The 22,663-nt window shown below is 70.1% G+C and carries 18 protein-coding genes; 13 read left to right on the top strand and 5 right to left on the bottom strand.

The window, feature by feature from the left end; all coding sequences use genetic code 11:
• The first annotated feature begins 21 nt into the window (after nt 1-21).
• From QNA09_RS17820 to fgd, 7 genes are all read left to right on the top strand, one after another.
• A complete protein-coding gene (locus QNA09_RS17820; RefSeq protein ID WP_308071989.1) occupies nt 22-2,346 on the top strand; it encodes a hydantoinase B/oxoprolinase family protein in 2,325 nt (774 codons plus the stop codon).
• 101 nt (nt 2,347-2,447) lie between these two features.
• Complete coding sequence (locus tag QNA09_RS17815; RefSeq protein ID WP_308071988.1) at nt 2,448-3,254, top strand: hypothetical protein; 807 nt, start codon at nt 2,448-2,450, stop codon at nt 3,252-3,254.
• A 75-nt stretch (nt 3,255-3,329) separates the two neighbouring features.
• A complete protein-coding gene (locus QNA09_RS17810; RefSeq protein ID WP_308071987.1) occupies nt 3,330-5,165 on the top strand; it encodes a helix-turn-helix domain-containing protein in 1,836 nt (611 codons plus the stop codon).
• 134 nt (nt 5,166-5,299) lie between these two features.
• Complete coding sequence (locus QNA09_RS17805; protein ID WP_308071986.1) at nt 5,300-5,767, top strand: hypothetical protein; 468 nt, start codon at nt 5,300-5,302, stop codon at nt 5,765-5,767.
• Nucleotides 5,768-5,834: 67 nt separating this feature from the next.
• Nucleotides 5,835-6,575 (top strand): hypothetical protein, encoded by a 741-nt coding sequence (locus tag QNA09_RS17800; RefSeq protein ID WP_308071985.1) that lies wholly within the window; start codon nt 5,835-5,837, stop codon nt 6,573-6,575.
• Nucleotides 6,572-7,036 (top strand): RDD family protein, encoded by a 465-nt coding sequence (locus tag QNA09_RS17795; RefSeq protein ID WP_268965943.1) that lies wholly within the window; start codon nt 6,572-6,574, stop codon nt 7,034-7,036. The genes QNA09_RS17800 and QNA09_RS17795 overlap by 4 nt, the downstream gene beginning before the upstream one ends.
• 71 nt (nt 7,037-7,107) lie before the next feature.
• Complete coding sequence (gene fgd / locus QNA09_RS17790) at nt 7,108-8,121, top strand: glucose-6-phosphate dehydrogenase (coenzyme-F420) (protein WP_248957367.1); 1,014 nt, start codon at nt 7,108-7,110, stop codon at nt 8,119-8,121.
• Nucleotides 8,122-8,199: 78 nt separating this feature from the next.
• Here the strand turns inward: fgd and QNA09_RS17785 are convergent, their stop codons facing one another.
• Nucleotides 8,200-9,144 (bottom strand): AraC family transcriptional regulator, encoded by a 945-nt coding sequence (locus QNA09_RS17785; protein ID WP_308071984.1) that lies wholly within the window; start codon nt 9,142-9,144, stop codon nt 8,200-8,202.
• Nucleotides 9,145-9,381: 237 nt separating this feature from the next.
• Here QNA09_RS17785 and QNA09_RS17780 point away from each other — a divergent pair, with 237 nt between their 5' ends.
• The 5 genes from QNA09_RS17780 (at nt 9,382) to QNA09_RS17760 (ending at nt 15,838) form a co-directional block, all read left to right on the top strand.
• Nucleotides 9,382-9,954 carry a flavin reductase family protein gene (locus tag QNA09_RS17780; protein ID WP_026137888.1) on the top strand — a complete coding sequence of 191 codons (573 nt, stop codon included), beginning with the start codon at nt 9,382-9,384 and terminating at the stop codon, nt 9,952-9,954.
• Nucleotides 9,955-9,985: 31 nt separating this feature from the next.
• Complete coding sequence (locus QNA09_RS17775) at nt 9,986-11,605, top strand: 4-hydroxyphenylacetate 3-hydroxylase N-terminal domain-containing protein (RefSeq protein ID WP_308071983.1); 1,620 nt, start codon at nt 9,986-9,988, stop codon at nt 11,603-11,605.
• Between the two features lie 19 nt (nt 11,606-11,624).
• Nucleotides 11,625-12,473 carry a catechol 1,2-dioxygenase gene (gene catA / locus QNA09_RS17770; RefSeq protein WP_048772169.1) on the top strand — a complete coding sequence of 283 codons (849 nt, stop codon included), beginning with the start codon at nt 11,625-11,627 and terminating at the stop codon, nt 12,471-12,473.
• Nucleotides 12,474-12,557: 84 nt separating this feature from the next.
• Complete coding sequence (gene pta, locus QNA09_RS17765; protein ID WP_017681275.1) at nt 12,558-14,642, top strand: phosphate acetyltransferase; 2,085 nt, start codon at nt 12,558-12,560, stop codon at nt 14,640-14,642.
• Nucleotides 14,639-15,838 carry an acetate kinase gene (locus QNA09_RS17760; protein WP_010592249.1) on the top strand — a complete coding sequence of 400 codons (1,200 nt, stop codon included), beginning with the start codon at nt 14,639-14,641 and terminating at the stop codon, nt 15,836-15,838. Before pta ends, QNA09_RS17760 begins: the two co-directional genes overlap by 4 nt.
• Nucleotides 15,839-15,921: 83 nt before the next feature.
• On the opposite strand, the gene QNA09_RS17755 is transcribed toward QNA09_RS17760, so the two are convergent.
• From QNA09_RS17755 to QNA09_RS17740, 4 genes are all read right to left on the bottom strand, one after another.
• The gene (locus QNA09_RS17755; RefSeq protein WP_102031403.1) at nt 15,922-16,791 is read right to left on the bottom strand and encodes an endonuclease domain-containing protein; all 870 of its coding nucleotides are present in this window, start codon (nt 16,789-16,791) and stop codon (nt 15,922-15,924) included.
• Nucleotides 16,792-16,954: 163 nt separating this feature from the next.
• On the bottom strand, nt 16,955-19,291 hold the full coding sequence (locus tag QNA09_RS17750) for a serine/threonine-protein kinase (protein WP_082170364.1): 2,337 nt from the start codon (nt 19,289-19,291) through the stop codon (nt 16,955-16,957).
• A 9-nt stretch (nt 19,292-19,300) separates the two neighbouring features.
• Nucleotides 19,301-20,266: a glutamate ABC transporter substrate-binding protein gene (locus QNA09_RS17745; RefSeq protein WP_010592245.1), complete on the bottom strand. Its 966-nt coding sequence runs from the start codon at nt 20,264-20,266 to the stop codon at nt 19,301-19,303.
• Nucleotides 20,263-21,621 (bottom strand): hypothetical protein, encoded by a 1,359-nt coding sequence (locus QNA09_RS17740; protein WP_010592244.1) that lies wholly within the window; start codon nt 21,619-21,621, stop codon nt 20,263-20,265. The genes QNA09_RS17745 and QNA09_RS17740 overlap by 4 nt, the downstream gene beginning before the upstream one ends.
• Before the next feature lie 128 nt (nt 21,622-21,749).
• Here QNA09_RS17740 and QNA09_RS17735 point away from each other — a divergent pair, with 128 nt between their 5' ends.
• Entirely contained in the window at nt 21,750-22,601 is an 852-nt protein-coding gene (locus QNA09_RS17735) for an NUDIX hydrolase (protein WP_010592243.1), read from the top strand.
• The last annotated feature ends 62 nt before the right edge of the window (nt 22,602-22,663 follow it).

The raw sequence follows: 22,663 nt of genomic DNA, 5'->3' as shown, positions 1-22,663 counted from the left end.
GAAAGCACAGGAGACACAGCCATGACCGCACTTCACGACGACCTCGCAACCGCTGCGGAGCAGCGCCTGACGGCATCGCTGAACGAGCAGGAACAGCAGTGGGTCGACGACTTCATGGACGAGACGACGCTGTTCCTCGGCCCGGATCGCGACATCATGCGTTCGCACCACATCACCTCCCGCAGCGAGTTCGAACAGCAATGCCTCGCCGACGGTGTCGACCCCCTGCAGGTGGACCGCATCCGCAAGCGCCTCGCCGGCGCCCTCGACGAGGGCTTCGAGATGTGCGAGGCGATGGGCGCGGCACCGGGCGCCAAGTGGGGCGACCTCACCACGGCCATCTACACCGCGGCCGGGGACGTCACCTACCTGTCCTGCCACGGCGTGATCGCGTTCTCCGCGATCCTGCACCACCCGATCCGGTACATCATGAAGTACTGGAAGGACGAGCCGACCGTCGGAATCCACCCCGGCGACGGGTTCATCCACAACGACGCCCGCTTCGGCAACGTCCACAACACCGACCAGTCGATGATCATGCCGATCATCCGGGACGACCGCATCATCGCCTGGGTGGCCGCCACGATCCACGAGGGCGAGAACGGCGCCTGCGAACCGGGCGGCATGCCCTCCGGTTCGGAGACCCCGTTCGACGACGGGCTGCGGATGAGCCCGTTCAAGATCGTCGAGCGCGGCGAGTTGCGCCGCGACCTGCTCACCTTCCTGCAGCACTCGGTCCGCGACCCGAAGCTCCAGCTGGCGGACCTGAAGGTGAAGATCGGTGCGGTCCAGCGCATCCAGGAACGCGTCGACAAGATCATCGACGAGGTCGGCGTGGAGACGTTCGTCGCGGCGCTGCGGATCACCGTCGAGGACGTCGAAGCCGAGGTGCGCCGGCGCATCCGGGAACTGCCCGACGGCACGGTCCGGTTCAACCAGTTCATGGACTCCACCCTCAAGGAGAACATCCTCATCAAGCTCGCCTGCTCCATCACGGTGAAGGGCGACAAGATGACCATCGACCTGCGCGGCAGCGGACCGGAGATCCTGAACCGGGCCATCAATTCGCCGCTGTGCTCGGTCAAGTCGATGATGATGCAGGCCATCCTCGCGTTCTGGTGGCCGGACCTGCCGCGCTGCACCTCCGCGATGAGCCCCATCGAGATCATCTCCGACGAGCACACGTGGTCCGACGCCGGCTACGACGCCCCCATGGGGCAGTCGCTGCAGGCCTCCTTCCGCGGCTTCTCGGCGCTCCAGAACCCCTGGGCCAAGTTGCAGTTCTCCAACCCGGAGAAGTTCTCCAACGTCATCGCGCCCTGGTTCAACCAGATCAACACCTTCCTGTGGGGTGGGGTCACCCAGCACGGCGACCAGGTCGGCAACCTGTGCGCCGACCTGAACGGAATGGGCGGCGGCGCCAAGGCGTTCCGCGACGGCGAGGACGCGGTCTCCCCGCTCTTCTGCGCGATGGCCGACACGGCCGAGCAGGAGGTCATGGAGGAGGAGGTGCCCTTCATGCAGCTGGTGAGCAAGCGGATCGTCCGCGACAACCAGGGATTCGGCAAGTACCGCGGCGGCATGGGCTACGAGATGATCGTCGCGGCCGAGGGCACCCCGCTGTGGGGCTTCATGACGGTGACCTCCGGCGCGAAGTTCTCCTCCGTCAGCGGGCAGTTCGGCGGGTACGGCTGCAACACCTACCCGCTCGCGACGGTCAAGGGCGTCAACGTCTACGACGAACTGCGCCGCAACCCGGAACGGTTCGACCTGTCCATCGAGAAGGTGATGAACGAACAGCCCTTCGAGGGCGCCGAGTACAGCACCAGCCACATGGGTCTGCAGTTCGACGTCGCCAAGGACGGTGAGCTGTACATGATTTCGCAGGGCACGGGCGGAGGCTACGGAGATCCGCTCGAACGCGCCCCGGAGGACGTGGTCGCCGATCTCGAGATCGACCGGATCTCCGCGAAGGTGGCGCACGACATCTACGGCGTCGTGTACGCGCCGGACACCTTCGTCGTGGACGTCGACGCCACGGAGGCGCTGCGTGCCTCGATGCGGCGCGACCGGCTCTCCCGCGGCGTGCCCTACGGCGAGTTCGTCGAGAAGTTCGTGACGCCCGAACCGCCGGCGGATCTGCTGTACTACGGATCCTGGGGCGACACCGAGGAACTGACCGCCACGCACTTCACCGTCCACGGGGCCGAGCGGGTCACCACGACGATCGACCGGATGCCGATCATCATGATGCCCGACCGCCGGGAGCTGAAGATCGCCGAACTCGCGGCCCGGGTGAAGGAACTCGAGTTGAAGCACGGCGAGATCGTCCACCGCAAGTCCTGAAGCCGGTCCGGCCCGCTCCGGCCACCGGATCCACCCCGAACCGGGTGCCCGCACGTGTGCTCCCCTCACCGTGCGGGCACCCATTCCCTGGAGTCACGATCATGACCATCTCGTTTCCCGCCATTCTCGACGCGCCGGTCTCCGGGCGCCGGGTCCCCCTCGTCGTCGACCATCTCGACTACAGCCGCCGGGTCCTGCTCCGCGGCAACCCCGTGCCGTGGACCGATCCCACCGCGCTGTCGAACTTCCTCAACCAGGCGCACGGGCTGCTGCGGCCGGACGTCACACTGCTCGATCTCGGCGAGTTCTACCGCCTCGCGGCGGACGACCCGCGGCTGGGCGAGGCGATGGCCGCCCGGTCCCGGACCGGGTACGCGTTGCGGGCGCTGCTCGCGGACGCCGCGACCACCCGCGCCGTGACGACGCTCGCCGCCACGGTGGCCGGCACCACCCGGTTGCCGCTGGTGCTGCAGATCCCCTCACCGCGGGCCTGGCTGGCGGCGACCCACCCCGGAGACGTCGCGGACCTGGACGCGGACCGTGTCGAGGCCGCGGCCATGTACGTCGCGGACTGGCTGCGCGGATTCGCCGAGGTGCCGGTCGCAGCGGTCCTGCTCGACGAGCGGATCGCGGCGGACGCCGCCGCGTTGCCGCCGGTCGATCCGCAGTCGTACGTGCCCGTGACGAACGTGGCCGCGCACTACCGGTGGGAGATCGGACTGCGCGGCGAGGACACCGTCTCGATCGGCGAGCACGAGGGTGACGTCCTCGGCTCCGACTACTGGCTCGCCGAGGACGCCGCAGTCCCGGACGCGCACGGCGTTTTCCGGCTCGCGCACCTGCCGGCGGACGCGGTCCCGGAGACGGTGCTCGCCCGGCTGGCCGCACTCGACGTTCCCGGTGCCTGATCGTGGACGACCTGCACGCCGGTGCCGCAGGGAGCGGCACCGGCCGGAGGGCGGACGCTACCCTGGAGGCGTGACATGCATCACGACCACACCGGGGCGGGGCGGCCGGTGAAGAGCGCGGACCGACGGCTGCGGGTGGCGGTGGCCCGGGCCGGATTCCTCGACTCCGGCGAACCGGACGATTCGCTGGTCTCCTCCGTCGTGTCGGCGTCGTGGCGACGCTCCGCCGCGGCGGGCGTGCGACCGTCCGGTGGGGAGGTCCGGTTTGCGGGTGAGGTCGACCGGACCTCCCGCCTGGTCCAGTGCTCGCTGCCGGTTCTGGACCGGCTCGCGGAGGAGACCGTCGACGTCCCGGTGAGCATCGCCCTGACCGACGCCAAGGCGCAGGTGCTGATGCGACTCGACGGTGCCCGGGCCATCGGACGGCTGCTCGACCACGTCTCGCTCGCACCGGGCTTCGACTACAACGAGGGCCAGATCGGCACGAACGGTGTCGGCACGGTGCTCGAATCCGGGCGTGCCGTGCAGATCGAGGGCGCCGAGCACTTCCACGAACGGTTCCAGCCGTTCGCCTGCTCCGGCGCGCCGATCCGGGACCCGTTCAGCGGACGGGTCGCCGGCGTCATCGACATCAGCTGCCTCACCGAGCATTCGTCGCCGCTGCTGACGACCGTCGTGCGGACCGCGGCAGCGGAGATCGAACAGAATCTGTTCCGCGACCGCAGCGCCCGCCAGCACGCGCTGTTCGACGCGTTCGTGCGCGCCGACGCCCGCGGCGGCGCGGCCCTCATGGCGATCGGGAGCGCGATGTCGCTCGCGAATCCGCTCGCCCACACCCTCCTCGCGCCGGAGGACCAGCGCCGGGTCGGTGAGCACGTCGACTACGTCATCGGGCACCGCGCGCGAATCGACGAACTGCTCGAGCTGAGCACCGGCCTGTCCGTCCGGGTCCGGGCCACCCGGATCCTGGCGGGCGAGGACACCGCCGGATACCTCGTCGAGGTCTCCGAAGCGGCCGCGGCCGCGGCACCGCTTCCGCCCGTTCCGAACCGCGTTCGCGAGCACCGCATGCACTCCGGACGGGTCGGTCTGGCCGCGGCCGGCACGGATCGTCTCCGCTCGAGCGGTTCCTCCGCGCTGTGGATGCGCGCCTGCGACGAGATCGAGGAGGCCCTGTCCGCCGGGGCGAAGCTACTCCTCACCGGCGAGCCGGGCACGGGGAAGGCCTCTCTCGCGTCCGAGATCTTCCATTCCCTGTACGCCGGGGGACGGAGCATCCTCGTGGACGGTAGCGAGACCGATCTGTCCGGACTCACGGTGCCCTCCGCCAACCCCACCCTGTACGTGCTGCGCAACATCCAGGCGATGCCCGGCCCGCTCACGGCCACCCTGGCCGAGACCCTGGCGGAACCCGTCGCCGAGCACGTCTTCGTCGTGGCCACCATGGAGGAGTCCGAGGAGCCGCCGTCCGAGGCCCTCGCCCCGCTGCTCGCGGCCCTCGACCGGACGGTGCACGTGCCCGCCCTGCGACACCGCACCGACGACATCGCAGGAGTCGCGGCCCAGGTCCTCCGCAAGATCACCGGATCGCAGAGCCGCACCGTCGCTCCCGACGCCATGCGGGTGCTGACACGCTATCCGTGGCCGCGTAACATCCACGAGCTCGAAGCGGCGTTGCGCTGCGCCGTCGCGCACCGGCCTGCCGGTGCCATCACCGTCGAGGACCTACCCGAATGGTGCCGGCACGGTCCGCGTCGCCAGCTCAACGCGGTCGAGTCCGCCGAACGGGATCTCATCGCCAAGGTCCTGCGGGAAACCGGTGGCAACCGGGTGCACGCCGCCCGCGCCCTGGGAATCTCCCGGTCGTCGCTGTACCGGAAACTGACCCTGTTCGGTTTCACCGGCGAGTAGGCCCCCGCGGGTCACCGAACCTGCCGCCGCACGGTGCGACCCCCTGTCCGGATGTGGGACAGTTCGCGACCGCTCTTCCTGCCGAAGATGGAGACAGCACATCTCGTCGACAGCGCGAAGGAGGAACGAGAGTCGTGGACGAGCCGTTCTTCAGCTGGAACCGCAGACGAATGATCCTGCACACCAACAGATGCCCGGTTCCCGGGACGCCGGCGGGCGGCGCCGAGTTCGTCTCGGACGTGCCGCTGACGGTCGGGACCCGGCGCGGGCGTCTGATCACCGTCGTCGTGGACGACGACGAGTACGTGGCGCTGGTGGTGGGCGACGTCCGGCGGAGGCACGATGTGCCGGTGCGCCGCGTGGTCGCCGAAGGGTTGCTGATCGAGGGGAGCCGCAGCCGGCTCGACGCGGAGATCCTGTTGCCCGTGTCGGAGGCGCCCGTTGTTCCGGTACCGGATGTCGTCCGGCGGATCCCGGACCCTCGGAGCCGGTACACCGAGGCGGTGCAGGCACTCCTCGCGTACTCCGGCGCCCGGTCCGTCACCGTCGAATTCGCCCCGGCGTCGCTCCGGACCGCTCGGAGCCTGGACCGATCCGCGTGAACGCCGGCGGCCCTCAGCCGATCGTGAACTACGTGCATTTCGGGCGCCGGAGGGCTTTGATATCGGTATGAACGGCAGGTCCACCCTCGACCCGGTGCGCGTGGCGGTGGGTGCCGCGGCAACCGTGGGCGACGGGATTCGTCGCATGCTCCTGTTCGGCGTCGACGCGGCACGCCGGCTACCGGGTGTGGACCCGGCGCTCGTCGCCCTCGAGTCGCGCGGCGCCGAGACCCTGCGCGCCGGGGACGAGATCGCGGACCGGGTGCTGCACACCGTGGTGCGCAGGGTCGTGGACGCGGCCCTGGACGTCGTGGATATCACCGCCGTCGTGCGGGACCACGTGGACCTCGACACGCTCGCCGAGGGGATCGACATCGAACGGATCCTCGATCGGGTCGACATCGACGCCGTCGCGGCACGAGTCGCGATCGCACCGATCCTGGCCCGCGTCGACATCGACGCGGTCGCCGAACGAGTGGACGTGGCGGCGATCGTCGACCGGGTGGATCTCGACGCGCTCGCGGCGAAGATCGACGTGGACGCGATCATCGACCGCGTGGACCTGGACGCACTTGCGGCGAAGATCGACGTGGACGCGATCATCGGGCGGGTCGACCTCGTCGGCCTGGCGAACTCGGTGATCGAGGGGGTCGACCTGCCGAGCATCATCCGGGAGTCGACCGGGTCCATGTCCACCGAGGCGGTCCGCGGCGTCCGGAACCAAGGGATGCACGCCGACGACGCGGTGTCCGGGTTCGTCGGGCGGTTGTTCGGACGCGTGCCGGAATCCCCGGAAGCACCCGCGTGACCGGCGGGGAGCAGCACCGGCCGGCCGGGATCGTCACGCGGGGTATCGCAGCCGCCGTCGACCTCGGAGTGGTGCTCACCATGATGGGAGGGGTCTACCTGGCCGTGGTGTTCGCGCGGCTGCTGTTCTCTCCGCAGGAATTCACCCTCCCGGACGCACAGATCCTGCTGTCCGTCGCCGTGTTCGTCGGTCTCGCGGTGGTGTACCTGACGGCGTGCTGGGCGACGACGGGACGAACGCTCGGCGCGGTGGTGATGGGGCTACGGGTGGTCAGTCGCAACGGCGACCTCGTCGGGTGGATTCGTTGCGCGGTGCGAGCCTGGCTGTGCGTGATGTTCGGCTTCGGGTTGTTGTGGGTGGCGGTGGACCGGCGCCGTCGGTCTCTGCAGGACATCCTCCTGCGCACCAGCGTCGTCTACGACTGGCAGCCGCATCTGCATCCGGCCGAACTCGAGACGTGACGTCGCGCCTGTCACAGTCGGCTGGGCCATACTCGAACCGGCTGAGAAACGTAGACGGGTAGGAGTTCGTGGTGTCGCAGGGTCTGAAGTTGGGGTACAAGGCGTCGGCGGAGCAGTTCGGGCCGCGGGAGCTGGTGGAGCTGGCGGTGCTGGCGGAGGAGCGGGGGATGGATTCGGCGACGGTGTCGGATCATTTCCAGCCGTGGCGGCACAGCGGGGGGCATGCGCCGTTCTCGTTGGCGTGGATGACCGCGGTGGGCGAGCGCACGTCGCGGTTGCAGCTGGGCACGAGTGTGTTGACGCCGACGTTCCGGTACAACCCGGCGGTGATCGCGCAGGCGTTCGCGACGATGGGGTGTCTGTATCCGGGGCGGGTCATGCTGGGGGTGGGCACGGGGGAGGCGCTCAACGAGATCGCCACCGGGTACGAAGGCCAGTGGCCGGAGTTCAAGGAACGCTTCGCGCGGTTGCGCGAGTCGGTGCGGCTGATGCGGGCGTTGTGGACGGGGGAGCGGGTCGATTTCGAGGGCGAGTTCTACGCCGCGAAGGGGGCGTCGATCTACGACGTGCCCGAGGGCGGGGTTCCGGTGTACATCGCGGCGGGCGGTCCGGTGGTGGCGCGGTATGCGGGCCGGGCGGGGGACGGGTTCATCTGCACCTCGGGCAAGGGCATGGAGCTCTACACCGAGAAGCTGTTGCCGGCGGTGGCGGAGGGCGCCGCGAAGGCCGACCGGGACGTGGCGGGGATCGACAAGATGATCGAGATCAAGATTTCCTACGACACCGATCCGGAGCGGGCGTTGGAGAACTGCCGGTTCTGGGCGCCGCTCTCGCTCACGCCGGAGCAGAAGCATTCGATCGACGATCCGATCGAGATGGAGGCGGCGGCGGATGCGTTGCCGATCGAGCAGGTGGCCAAGCGGTGGATCGTGGCGTCGGATCCGGACGAGGCGGTCGAGCAGGTCGGGGCGTATGTGAAGGCCGGGCTCAATCATCTGGTGTTCCATGCGCCGGGGCACGATCAGCGGCGGTTTCTGGAGTTGTTCGAGCGTGATCTGGCGCCGCGCCTGCGTGCGTTGGCCTGACGCGGCTGACGCCGCCGGTGTGCCTTTTGGGCTGCCCTGACCGCCCAAAAGGCACACCGGCGGCGGAGCCGCCTGGGATCAGGCGGTCACGCCGCGCAGCGTCTCGGACGGGCTCACGCCGTACTTGCGCCGGTACGCGGCCGCGAACCGTCCGGTGTGCATGATGCCCCAGCGGAGCGCGACATCGGAAACAGTTGCGGTGCAATCGCTCACGGACAGATCTGCATGGACACGCTCGAGCCGGACGTCGGCGAGGTATTCCATCGGGGTCATGCCGACGCACTCGCGGAACCCCTGCTGAATGCGACGGACACTGACGCCGACGAGTTCGGCCATGTCTGCGGCGGTCCACTGACGCGCCGGATCCTGCTGGATCGCGTCCATCACCCTCTTGACGGTCCGCGGACGTGCTCCGGCCGGGCAGTCGCCGTCGTCCGGTGCGGCGGCGAGCACGAGGGCTGTCGTGACGGCGCGGCACAGCTGCTCGGCCACCTGGTCGCTGCGGAGCAGGACGTTGTCCCGCAGCGACTCGTCCGCGATCGCACGCACGAGACGCAACCAGTCGGCCCCCGCGCCGGACCGCAGATCCAACTGCGCGGGCAGCCGCCTGCCGGGGCGGGGGAGCAGGCGGTCCATCTCGCGCTGCACGTAGTCGCGGTCGACCTTGAACCCGATGATCTCGCACGAACTGCTCCACCGGGTGATGACGGTCGGGGTGTCGGGCGGGCAGACCGTCGCCAGCCCGGGAGCCGACACGACCTCGTCGCGGCCGACGGCGGTGACGAGGTGCCCGGTCAGGGGAATGTTGATGCCGTACGCGCCGGGGTGCTCGGAACGGATCAACACGTCCACCCCGAATCCGATCCGCGCCAGCCGCGAGGCGCCGAGCTGGGTCGATTCCAGCGACGTGCGGGCTGCGGGCCCACGGCCGAGAAGCGTCAGCTGGTGCGGGAAGTACGCCTGGGACACCACGTCGTGCACTTCGTCCCAGTCCGTGAAGCCGCGGCTCTCCGGTGCTCGCATTCGCCCTTCCAACCCTCCCAACTGGTGCTGTGCCGGTGTGTGGGCAACTCCCCACGCTAGCACCGTACTGTGACGACGGTCACGTGTCGCCCGGTCGATCCGGCCTGGTCCGAGCCCGCTTCGCAATGCGGATCGCCCCTTCGCAACGCGGATCGACGGAGTGTGATCCGGGTCATACGTTGGTTCTCGTTCCGGATCGACCCGCAATCGCACATCGTGCAGGAAGGCGGTCTCCCCATGGACCAGCGAGCACTTCGCAACATCTTCGGCCAGTTCGCCAGTGGGGTCACGGTGGTCACGTGCGCCGGCGCCGAGGGCACCCCGCACGGGGCCACGGTCACCGCCTTCACGGCCGTCTCGCTGGAGCCGAGGCTGTGCCAGGTGACGCTGACGCGGACGTCGAAGGCGTGCGGCTACCTCACCGACGCGCCGTTCGCCGTGAACATCCTCGCGGCCGACCAACTCTCCACCGCACTGCATTTCGCCGGCAGGCCGCAGGCCGTCGCACCGGACTGGGACGACACCGGGATCGCACCCGCCTTCCCCGGTAACGCCGCCACCCTGATCTGCCGGCCGTGGGCCGAGTACGACGGCGGCGACCACGTCATCTTCGTCGGCGAGATCGTCGACGCCTCCGTCGACGCCGAGAAGGACCCGCTCCTGTTCTTCCGCAGCACCTTCCACGACCTCGGGGACCGATCCGGCTCGACCGCATGGAACGGGTGCCTCGACGATCCGCACAGCGGATGGTTCGACGCCACAGCCACATTCACCCCACTGCCCGCGCAGCTCGCCCGCGCTGCCTCCTGATCCCACGCCCGCCTCTCTCGAAGGGAAGAGCATGACCACCACCGAAGCAGCCCCCGCCACCGGCACCGTCGACCGGTCGAAGGTGAACGTCGCCGCGGACCACCCGGCCAATCAGCAGCAGAACTTCGCCGCCCGGCCCATGACCGGCGACGAGTACATTGAGTCGATCAAGGACGGCCGCGAGATCTGGCTGCACGGCGAGCGCGTCAAGGACTTCACCAACCACCCGGCGTTCCGCAACTCCATCCGCATGACCGCCCGGCTGTACGACGCGCTGCACACCGGTGAGCACGTCGGCACCCTCACCTGCCCCACCGACACCGGCAACGGCGGGGTGACCATGCCGTTCTTCCGCACCCCGAAGACCTCCGACGACCTGCTGAAAGAGCGCGACGCCATCGCCACCTGGGCGCGGATGACCTACGGCTGGATGGGCCGGTCCCCCGACTACAAGGCCTCCTTCCTCGGCACGCTCAACGCCAACAGCGAGCTCTACGCCCCGTTCCAGGACAACGCCGAGCGCTGGTACCGCGAATCGCAGGAGAAGGTCCTGTACTGGAACCACGCCATCATCAACCCCCCGGTGGACCGTCAGCTCCCGCCCGACCAGGTCGGGGACGTGTTCATGAAGGTCGAGAAGGAGACCGACGCGGGCCTGATCGTCTCCGGCGCCAAGGTCGTCGCCACCGGCTCGGCGATCACCAACTACAACTTCATCGCCCACTACGGCCTGCCGATCAAGAAGAAGGAATTCGCCCTGATCTGCACGGTGCCGATGGACGCGCCGGGCATCAAGCTCATCTCCCGGGCCTCCTACAGCCAGAACGCCGCCGTCGTCGGCTCGCCGTTCGACTACCCGCTCTCCTCGCGCATGGACGAGAACGACGCCATCTTCATCTTCGACAAGGTGCTGGTGCCGTGGGAGAACGTCTTCATGTACGGCGACGTGGAGAAGATCAACGCGTTCTTCCCGCAGTCCGGCTTCCTGCCCCGGTTCACCTTCCAGGGCTGCACCCGTCTGGCGGTCAAGCTCGACTTCATCGCCGGCCTGCTGATGAAGGCCCTCGACGCGACCGGCGCCGGCGGGTTCCGCGGCGTGCAGACCCGCGTCGGCGAGGTCATCGGCTGGCGCAACCTGTTCTGGTCGCTCACCGACGCGATGGTCAACAACCCGGAGCCGTGGATCGGGGACACCGTCATCCCGAAGCTCGAATACGGCCTGACCTACCGGATGTTCGCGATGCAGGGCTACCCGCGCATCAAGGAGATCATCGAACAGGACGTCGCGTCGGGCCTGATCTACCTGCCCTCCTCCGCGGCCGATTTCAAGAATCCGGACGTGCGGCCCTACCTGGACAAGTACGTCCGCGGCTCGGACGGCATCACCGCGGTGGACCGGGTCAAGGTGATGAAGGCGCTGTGGGACTCGATCGGCTCCGAATTCGGCGGCCGACACGAGCTCTACGAGCGCAACTACGCCGGCAACCACGAGAACGTCAAGGCCGAGCTGCTCTTCGCGGCGGAAGGCCGCGGGGACGTGTCCTCGATGAAGGGCCTGGCCGAGCAGTTCATGAGCGAGTACGACCTCGACGGCTGGACCGTGCCCGACCTCGTCGGCAACGACGACGTGTCCCACTTCCGCCGCGCCTGACCACTTCCCGGGAGACACCATGACCATCACCGAAAGCCCCACCGCCGTCGCCTCCGGCAACGCCGCCACCGACAAGTTCAAGGGCGAACGCTTCACCGCCGACACCTCACCGGAGCGGTTGTCCGCCATCGCGACCGAAGCCCTCGCGGGATTCAGCGCGCTGATCCAGAAGCATGCCGTCACCTACGACGAGTACCGCGTGCTCAAGCAGTGGCTCATCGACGTCGGCGAGGGCGGCGAGTGGCCCCTGCTGCTCGACGTGTTCGTCGAGCACGAGATCGAGGACGTCAACTCCCGGCGATTCCGCGGCACCAAAGGCAGCATCGAGGGGCCGTACTACGTTCCGGGCGCCCCCGAACTAGCCGCACAGTGCACCCTCCCGATGCGCGACGAGGATCGCGTCCATGCCCCGCTGGTCCTGCGCGGGCAGGTCACCGACCTCGACGGCCGGGGCCTCGACGGCGCACGCATCGAGATCTGGCACGCCGACGACGAGGGCTACTACTCGCAGTTCGCCCCGCACCTGCCGCAGTGGAATCTGCGTGGCACCGTCGTCGCCGACACCGAGGGCCGTTACGCGATCACCACCATCGAACCGGCCCCGTACCAGATCCCGACGGACGGGCCCACCGGCCGGTTCATCGAGGCGGCCGGCTGGCACCCGTGGCGCCCCGCCCACCTGCACCTGCGGGTGACCGCGCCCGGCCGGCACCCGATCGTCACCCAGCTGTACTTCGCCGGCGGTGAGTGGCTCGACGACGACGTCGCGACGGCGACGAAGCCGGAACTCGTCCTCGACCCCCAGGCCGACGACGCCGGGCGCAGGGTCGCCACGTACGACTTCGCGCTCGACCCGCTCGCCGACTGACACCGCCCCGCCGCCGGTGTGTCTTTCGGGTTGCTCCCGCAGCCCAAAGGACGCACCGGCGGCGAGCCGCCTATCGTGTGAGCCATGAGCGCCGCCGCCGAGTCCGTGTCGAGCATCTACATCGCCGCCCCGGAGGGCGACACCGGCAAGTCCACCGTCGCGCTCGGCCTGCTCCAGGCGCTGTGCGCCTCCGCCGCGCGGGTCGGTGTCTTCCGCCCCATCGCCCGCTCCGACGGCGACCGCGACTACATCCTCGAACTGCTCCTCGAACGCATCACCGTCGACCTCGACTACGACGAGTGTGTCGGCGCCACCTACGACGACGTGCACGCCGACCCCGAGGCCGCCCTCAGCGAGATCGTCGTCAAGTACCACGCCGTCGCGGACCGCTGCGACGCCGTCGTCATCGTCGGCAGCGACTACACGGAGATCGCCAACCCCAGCGAACTCGGCTACAACGCCCGCATCGCCGCGAATCTCGACGCGCCCGTCCTGCTCGTCCTGCGTGGCTCGCGGCGCACCCCCGACGAGGTGGCGCAACTGACCGGCGTGTGCACCGCCGAACTCGCCGCCCAGCACGCCCACCTGACCGGCATCGTCGTCAACCGCTGTCCCGCCGACCGGCTCGACGAGATCGCCGCGGCCGTCGGCGACCGGGGGGTGCCGCTGTGGACGCTGCCGGAGGTGCCGATCCTCGTCGCGCCGACCATGGGGGAACTGCTCACCGCGGTCGACGGCGAACTCTACAGCGGTGACCCGGAACTGCTGCACCGCGAAGCGCTGCGCGTCATGGTCGGCGGCATGACCGCCGAGCACATCCTCGAACGCCTCACCGAGAGCGTCGTGGTCATCGCGCCCGCGGACCGCTCCGACGTGCTCCTCGCCCTCGTCAATGCCAATGCGGCCGAGGGGTTTCCGTCGCTGGCCGGGATCATCATGAACGGCGGGCTCCTGCCGCACCCGGCGGTGGCGCAGCTCGTCGCCGGGCTCAAGCCCAGCCTGCCGATCCTGACGACGAGCCTCGGAACCTTCGACACCGCGTCGGCGGCCGACCGGACGCGTGGCCGCATGGCTCTCGGCGCGCACCGCAAGATCGACACCGCCGTCGCGCTGATGGAACAGCACGTGGACACCGATCAGCTGTTGAGCCGCCTCGACGTGCCCCGGCCGTCCGTCACGACCCCGCAGATGTTCGAGTACCAGCTCATCGACTGGGCACGCCGCCGGCGCCGGCACATCGTGCTGCCCGAGGGCGACGACGATCGGATCCTGCGCGCGGCGGGCCGTGTCCTGCAACGCCGGATCGCCGACCTGACGATCCTCGGCGACGAGACCCAGGTGCGGCGCCGGGCCACCGAACTCGGCGTCGACCTGAGCGCCGCGGAGGTGCTCGATCCCAGATCGTCCGACCTCGCCGAGCAGTTCGCCGAGGAATACGCCCGGCTGCGTGCCCACAAGGGAATGACGATCGAACGCGCCCGCGAAATCATGAGCGACATCTCGTATTTCGGCACGATGATGGTCCATCTCGGCATCGCCGACGGCATGGTCTCCGGTGCCGCGCACACCACCGCCCACACCATCCGGCCGTCCTTCGAGATCGTCAAGACCGAACCCGGCGTGTCCACGGTGTCGAGCATCTTCCTCATGTGCCTGTCGGACCGGGTGCTCGCCTACGGCGACTGCGCGGTGGTCCCCGACCCCACCACCGAACAGCTCGCCGACATCGCGATCTCCTCCGCCGCCACCGCCGCCCGTTTCGGCATCGAACCGCGCATCGCGATGCTGTCCTACTCGACCGGCGAATCCGGGTCGGGCGCCGACGTCGACAAGGTCCGCGCCGCCACCGCCCTGGTGCGCGAACGCCGGCCGGATCTGCCGGTGGAAGGACCGATCCAGTACGACGCCGCGATCGAACCGTCCGTCGCCAGCGCCAAACTGCCCGGCTCGGAGGTCGCCGGCCGGGCGACCGTGTTCATCTTCCCGGACCTCAACACCGGCAACAACACCTACAAGGCCGTGCAGCGCAGCGCCGGAGCCGTCGCCGTCGGGCCGGTACTGCAGGGCCTGCGCAAGCCCGTCAACGACCTGTCGCGGGGGGCGCTGATCCAGGACATCGTGAACACGGTGGCGATCACCGCCATCCAGGCGCAGGAGGCCGACGAATGAGCGCCCGGACGGAAGGCACCGTGCTGGTGCTCAACTCGGGCTCGTCGTCGATCAAGTTCCAGCTCGTCCACCCCGGGACCGGGGAGTCGGTGGCGCACGGTCTCATCGAGCGGATCGGCGAGCCGGAGGGCCGGGTCGTGTTCCACCACACCACCGGAACCGAGGAACACGTCGGTCCGATCGAGGACCACCGGGCCGGACTGCGGATCGTCCTCGACTGGGTGGAGGGACTGGGCCGGCCCCTGCGCGAGGCCGGCATCATCGCCGTCGGCCACCGGCTCGTCCACGGCGGTGAGGTGTTCCACGAGCCCACCCTCGTCGACGACGACGTGGTGCGCACCGTCGAGGAACTGTCCGTTCTTGCGCCGCTGCACAATCCCGCGAACGTCATCGGCATGGAGGTCGCGCGCGAGGAACTGCCCGACATTCCGCACGTCGGGGTGTTCGACACGGCGTTCTTCCACGCCCTGCCCGCCGCAGCCGCGACCTACGCGATCGACCGGGACGTCGCCCGGGCACACGGAATCCGGCGGTACGGGTTCCACGGCACGTCGCACCAGTACGTGTCCGAACGTGCGGCGCGGTTCCTCGGACGCGAGCTGTCGGAGCTGAACCAGATCGTGCTGCATCTCGGCAACGGTGCGTCGGCCTCCGCGATCGCCGGCGGCCGGCCCGTCGACACGTCCATGGGACTGACCCCTCTCGAAGGTCTGGTGATGGGAACCCGGTGCGGTGACATCGATCCCGGCGTGCTGCTGCATCTGAATCGCAGCGCGGGGATGGACGTCGACACCATCGACGGCCTGCTCAACCGGCGCTCCGGGCTCAAGGGCCTGTCGGGTGTCAACGACTTCCGGGCGCTGCTGCGGCTCGTCGCCGAGGGTTCCGAGGACGCGAAGCTGGCCTACGACGTCTACGTGCACCGGCTGCGCAAGTACCTCGGCGCATATCTCGTCGAACTCGGCGGCGTCGACGTCGTCGTGTTCACCGGCGGGGTGGGCGAGAACAACGTCGACGTCCGCCGCGACGCCCTCGCCGGCCTCGAACGCCTCGGCATCGTCGTCGACGACGCACGCAACGTCGCGCCGGAGCGCGGCGAGCGACGCATCTCGGCGGACACGTCGCAGGTGGAGGTCCTCGTGATCCCCACCGACGAGGAGCTCGCGATCGCGCGGGCGGCCGCGGCGCTGGTGTAGGCGAGAGGGACGTTTCTGCGCCGAGCGGGAGGTTGTCGTCGAGGCCACTCGGCCGATGCCGCGAGATCCTCCCGCTCGCTTCCTCACCACCGGGCGCCGGCCGCCCGCAACGCCGCCCGTACTCGCTCGAGCACGACGTCCGGGCGCTCGGCGAGCAGTCGAGCGTCGACTCGGACGACCCGCCATCCCGCGGACTCGAGCAGCGCGTACCGGTCGATGTCCCGGGTGCGCTGGGCGGGGTCCGTCCAGTGGTGTCCGCCGTCGTACTCGACGAGAACCCGCCAGGATCGCCACCCCAGGTCGGCGCGGGCGAGCAGTCGTCCGTCCGCGGCACGGACGTGGATCTGGGTCTCGGGAACAGGAAGCCCGCCGCGCACGAGCAGCAGGCGCGTCCGTGTCTCGGGCGGGGACTCGGCGCCGCCGTCGACGAACTCGAGCACCTGACGCAATGCGGACACCCCACGCGCTCCCGCGTGCCGGCAGGCGAGCTCGCGGATCTCCGCAGGCTTCACACCGGTGGCGTGACACAAGGCGTCGAGGAGTTCGACAGCACGGTCCCCTTTCGCAGTGCGGCCGAGGTCGAACCCCGTCCGCGCCGGACTTGTCACCGTCATTCCGTCCACGCGGCACAATTCGTCGTCGTCCGGGATGCCTTGCCGGACGACGATGCCGGAGGGCGCACGCACGTGACCGGCCCGAAGCAGCTCCGCCGGGGCGGAGCCGTCGATCCACTTCGTCCCGTGCAGCGCCGCGGCCGACAGTCCGGCGAGCGTTCCCCTGCCCGCCGACCACAACCACGCCGCCCGGGCCCTGTTGCGTGCCGTAGGCGCGACACCTCGCCGCACGTAAACATCGCGGTGCAGGCGGACGAATCCGTGCCGCAACTCGTAGGCGGTCAGCGCACCGGACGCGATAGCCTCGGTGCCCCGGAAGGGAGCGTCGAAGGAATGCACGGACGCACACGATGCAGGGCGTCCGGCCGTTGCGGAACCCACCTCGCCGGACTGTGGACAACTTCGGAGTTGTCCACAGGGACGGTGATCGGGCGACCCCCGCGCCGAGCGGGAGGTTGTCGTCGAGCCTACTCGGCCGATGCCGCGAGATCCGCCCGCTCGCTCACAGCAGGCTGCGGGGGCGGATGGCGTTGGCCAGGTCGACGAGCGTGAAGCGGTGGGCGCGCGTCGGCGCGTTGCGGGCCAGGTCCCGCAGACCGGTCTCGGTACCGCTGCGAAGACCCCTCTCGTCGAACGGGACGTCGAGAATCGGGTCCGATTCGCGCCGTGCCGAGTGCCCGGCGCGGACCCAGTCGAGAGCGATCGAGAGCACCAGGGTGCGCATCTGCAGAAGCCGTCCCTCCTCGGGCGACAACGTCGCCACCCGCCGCGCGGCCTCGCGCAGGTCGGCCTCCTCGATCTCCTCGACCGGACGGTCGTGCAGCAGGATCAGCACGGTCGTCATCCGGGCGACGGCGTGGTGCCGGGAACTCGGCGGCACCTGGTCGAGAGCGGCGATCGCGGCTGCCCGCTCGCCGCGGAGGGTGAGTTGCCGCGCCAGACCGAACGCGGCACTCACCACGTTGTGGTCGGTGCGCCACACGGTGCGGTAGTAGTTCTCGCAGAACGCGCGCCAGGCACCGGGATCGTCGCTCTCCCAATGCTGCAGGATGAGTTCGGCCGTGGCCGCCAGGGCGAGCTTGGGTGCGGCCTCGCCGGGCGTCGCGGCGAGCACCTTCTCGAATCTGCCGAAGGCGGACTCGTATTCGCCGTTGATCAACTCGGCGAGACCGGCGTACCAGTCGATGCGCCAGTCCGCTCCCAGGTCACGTTCGAGCTTACCCAGGATCTCGGTGGCGCGCACGCCGTGCCCGAGGTCGAGATGGGCGCGGACCTCGGCGAGGGTGATCTCCCGGGAGAACGAGACGTCGGCCGTGCCGACGACGCGCTCGATGCCGTTGTCGCGCGCGTGGCGCAGCGCGTCGAGGGTCTGCTGAGGTTCGCTGTGCACCGCCGCCGCCAACAGTGCCGCGCTCGGATCGAGCGGGTCGAGCAGCGGAACGGGCAACGCCGCCGCCACATCACGCGCCGCGAGGTTCTCGTCCCGTTCGACACCGTCGACGATCGAATCCGTGCGCCCGACGGCCTCGTCCGTGCCGAACGTCGTCCGCTGCCGGCTGAACACCGACGACAGCCCCGGATGCTCCTCGCCGGTCTGCTGCGACAGGATCTCGCGCAGGACACCGGTCAGCTGGCTCGCCATCTCGTCGGCCGACTCGAACCGCCGCTGCGGATCGGAATCGGTGGCCCGCAGCAGCAGCCGGTGGTAGGACTCGTACTCCGCCAGCAGCGGCGCCTCGGCCGGCGTGGGGAGGCCGTCGGCCGGACGCCCCTGCTTCCACGGCATGTCGAGGGTCAGCACGGCGAGGGTCCGGCCGACGGTGTAGATGTCGGACGCCACGGTCGGGCCGGTGCGCACGATCTCCGGGGCCTGGTAGCCCGGCGTGCCGTACAGGTAGCCGTAGTCCTCGATTCCGGTGACGGCACCGAGATCGATGAGCTTGAGTTGCTCCTCGGTGACCATGATGTTCTCGGGCTTGAGGTCGTTGTAGACGAGCCCGACCGAATGCAGATAGCTCAGCGCCGGCATGATCTCGAGGACGTACGCGACGGCCTGCTCGACGGGCATCCGCGCGGGCTTGGGGCAGGTGTCGAGCACCTCGCGCAGCGAGTGCCCGCCGACGTATTCCATGACGATGTAGCCCATCGGGCTGCCGTCGGGGCGAGGGTGTTCGACGAAGTTGAAGATCTTGACGATGCTCGGATGCGTCACCTCGGCGAGGAACTGCTTCTCGGCCAGCGCGACGGCCTGCGCCTCGGCGTCTCCCGAGTGCAGCAGACCCTTCAGGACCACCCAGCGATCGCTGACGTTCCGGTCGATCGCCAGGTAGATCCAGCCGAGACCACCATGGGCGAGACAGCCCTGCACGACGTACTGTCCGCCGACGACGTCGCCGACCGCGAGCATCGGAGTGAACTCGAACGGGGTTCCGCACGAAGGGCATCGGCCCGACGTCGCGCCCGGTCCGTTGGGGGTGCTGCGGCCGACCGGCTTGCCGCACTTCCAGCAGAACCGTTTGCCCTCGGCGACATGCGGGTCGCGCAGGACGACGGACTCGGGATCGACGGGGGTCGGGACGGGGATGTCGACCATACCTGCGAGACGTCGCCGCGACGGCAGCCGCGACCGGGAGCGGCGCGAGGACGACCGCTGCGACGGCACGCTCGCCTGGCGGCTGCGCTGTGTTTCCGGACCGATGCTCGGTGCTGTTCCCGGGCCGGCGCTCGGTGCGGTCGCCGGACCGGACTCCGGCGGGGCCGCCGGTGCAGTGGCCGGACCGGAATCCGGGGGTGCCGCGGACGCTGTCGCCGGTCCGGTGTCGTCGTCGGTGTCGGACATGGGTTCTCTCTAGTCCACGTACGTCGGGGGCGGCGGCGCCGGGGCGGGCCCCAGGACGGTGAGCCAGCGGTTGTAGATCTGCGTCCACGTGCCGTCCCGACGGATCCGCTCCAGGGTGCCGTTGACGAACCGCACCAGATCCTCACGGCCCTGCGCGATCCCGATGCCGTAGGGCTCGGTTCCGATCGGCGCCCCCACCAGTTCCAGGTACGGGTCCTGGGAGGCGAGCCCGGCGAGGATCGTGTCGTCGGTACTGACCGCGTCGACCTGGCGCTGCTGCAGCACGACGAGACAGTCCGCCCACGACGGGACCGTCAGGATCGCCGCGGACGGCTGCAGTTGCCGCAGACGCATCAGCGACGTCGTGCCGCGCACGACACACACCCGCCGGCCGGCGAGATCGGCGACGTCCCGGACGTCGGAGCCCTGGACCACCAGGACACGCTGCTGGGCGACGAAGTACACCGTGGAGAAGTCGACGCGTTCACGTCGGGCGCACGTGATCGTCATCGTCTTCGCGACGATGTCGACGGTGGAATCCTGCAGGGCCTGCTCCCGGTCCGCGGAGTTCAGGATCCGGAAGTCGAGCAGGTCCGGGCTGCCGAGCAGATCCCGGGCGATCTCGCGGGCGATGTCCACGTCGAACCCGGCGATCCGGCCGGTCGAGGGGTCGCGGAAACTCATCAGGTTGCTGCCGGTGTCGAGCCCGACGACGAGGCGCCCGCGCGCCCGGATCGCATCGAGGGCGGGCCCGGTCGTCGCCCCGTCGGGACGCAGCCCGGCGGTCGGGTCGCCGCAGTCCGGCTCCGGGGGGATCGGCACGTCGGTAGGCGCGAGTGCGGCGCGCTCCGGCAGCGGCGGCTCGGTGTAGGACACGTCGGGGCCGACGACGATCTCCGGCTGCGACGTCGCGCACCCACCGGTGAGGACGGCCGCGGCGACGACGGCGGCGAGGAGGGCGTTGCGGATGTTCACAGGTACTCCCGGATCCGTGGCGCCAGTCCTCCCACGACGCCGATCCCCGCGAGCACGGTCAGCACCCACGCGGCCGGTGCGAGCGCGGACAGCGTGTCCGCGGCGCGGACTTCGTTGCCGCGGAGTTCGGCGCGCGCGAGGTCGATGCCCCGTTCGAGGGCGCGGTCGACGGCGTGGAACTGGGCCGCCGCCTCGTCGGGCCCGGGGCCGGTGGCGAGGATCGCGGCAGCCGGGTAGTCGCCCCGGTCGAGCGCCGCCTGCACGCGGTCGTGCGATGCCAGCCAGGCCGTGCGCGCTTCGGCGGCGCGGCCGGCGGGTTCGGCCTGGGTCTCCACGTCGGCGGCCGCGGAGCCGGTGAGCAACTCGTCGAGACGGTCCATGCTGCCGTCGAACATCGCGTCGTATTCGCCGGTGACGTCCCGCCGGACCAGCTGCAGCGTCTCGGCGGTCCGGGCCTGCTGGGCGAGGATCCGGCTGTCGGTGAAGACCCCGAGCGGTTCGCCGCCGCGCTCGACGGCGTTCCGGGTGGCGCTCGACGAGATCAGTCCCGCAACGAGGAGCCAGCACAGCAGGATCCCCGTCGAGGCGATGGCCGCGAGCAGACCGAGGTTCAGGGTGCGGCGGCTGATCCGCGAGACGATCACGTGCACGCCGGTCAGCGCGACGACCGTCACCAGCAGCATCCCGATCGACGTCCACGGCGGCTGCACGGCCGCACGCTGGGTGGACGTGACGGCGGACGAGCTGCGTTCGTACAGTTCCTGCGCCATCGGCAGCAGTTCGGACTGCATCAGGTGCGAGGCCTCGCCCAGGTAGGCGGCGCCCACGGGGTTTCCGACGCGGTTGTTCGCACGAGCCGTCTCCACCAGGCCGGTGTAGACGGTGAGCCGACCGGCGATGTCCGCCACCAACCGGGCGCCCACCCTGTCGTCCGCGGCGATTCCGCCGGCCGCGGCGACGAGCTGGGTGGACGCCTCGCCGACGGCCTGGGTGTAGCGTTCCCGCACCTCCTCGGGTTCGATACCGCCCGCGATGAAGCCGGTGGCGGCGGCCGCGTCCGCGACGGACAGGGCACTGTAGAGACTCTGGGCGGCGTCGGCGAGGGGTTCGACGGAGGTGAGCAGCCGACTGTGCGTGGCCTGCCGGCTCGTCACGGTCTGACCTGCGACGATGCCGGAGACGATGAGGAGGATCAGCAGCAGGGCGCCGAGCGTGAAGAGTGCGACGGGGGTGGATCGGAGCAGGGCGCGCCAGTCGTCGGCGCGGCGGTCGTGGTCGACGACGGGACCGGACACGTCGCCGCGCTGGAGGCGACCCCCGACCGCGCCGAGCGTGGGGGTCACGCGCACGTCCACGAGAGCACCCCTTCCGATGTGGCACTGTGTGTGGCGAGCATATAAGCAGTACTGGGATGTTGTTGCCGTCCGAGGACGGTGGACGCCCGGCTCGCGGCCTGCGACCGGGCGGCAGGGAGGCGGACGCGATGCGAGGTGACGGGGACGGCTGGGCCGTCGGACCCGACGGTGGTCGCCGGTGGGGCAGATTCGGCGCGGCCGGGCTGCTGCTGCGTGCACCGCTGCCCGACGGCACCCCGGCCGTGTTGCTGCAGCACCGCGCGGCGTGGAGCCACCAGGGCGGCACGTGGGCGCTGCCCGGCGGCGCCCGCGACAGCGACGAGAGTCCCGTCGTCGCGGCTGTACGGGAAGCCGAGGAGGAGACCGGGATCGACCCGGCTGCCGTGAGCGTGCGCACCGAGCGGGTCACCTCCGGCGTCGACGGAGGATGGACGTACACCACGGTCGTCGCGGACACCCCGAGCCCGATGGAGACGACCCTCAACGGGGAGAGCACCGAACTGCGCTGGGTGCCGGAGGCGGACGTCGAGACCATGCCCCTGCACTCCGGGTTCGCGGCCGCCTGGCCGGACCTGCGGACCCGGGCGGTGCGGATGCTGCTCGACACGGCCAACGTCCTCGGCGCGCGGCCGAACGGCTGGTGGCGCGACCGGCCGGGCGCCACCGCACGACTGCTCGCGGAGCTGGCGGAGTCGGTGCCCCGCACCGTCGAGCTGCCCGGCGGCTCGTTCGGCTGGGTGAGCCGCATCGAGGCGGTCCTCGAGGGGCAGGCCCGCGCGGCGGTGATCGACGACGACCGCACCCTGGTGCACACCGCCGCCGGCAGCGGAGACGACGAACTGGCCGTCCTGGCGAAGGGCACGTCGGCGGTCCTGGACCAGGTGCTCACCGTGGTGGTGACGGCCGACCGGGGACTGCGCGCCCGGCTGCCCGGGGATGTGCCGACCCTGGCGCCGTCGACGGTGCTCGACTGGCTGTGACGGACCGTCAGCGGGCGGCGCCGCCAGTGCGGCCGCCGCGGGTGCGCGACCGGCTGTGACGG

Source organism: Rhodococcus sp. AH-ZY2 (assembly GCF_030916465.1).
Classification (GTDB): Bacteria; Actinomycetota; Actinomycetes; order Mycobacteriales; family Mycobacteriaceae; genus Rhodococcus; species Rhodococcus ruber.
Note: the sequence above shows the minus strand (reverse complement) of the source record. Positions and strands in the feature narration are given on the sequence as shown.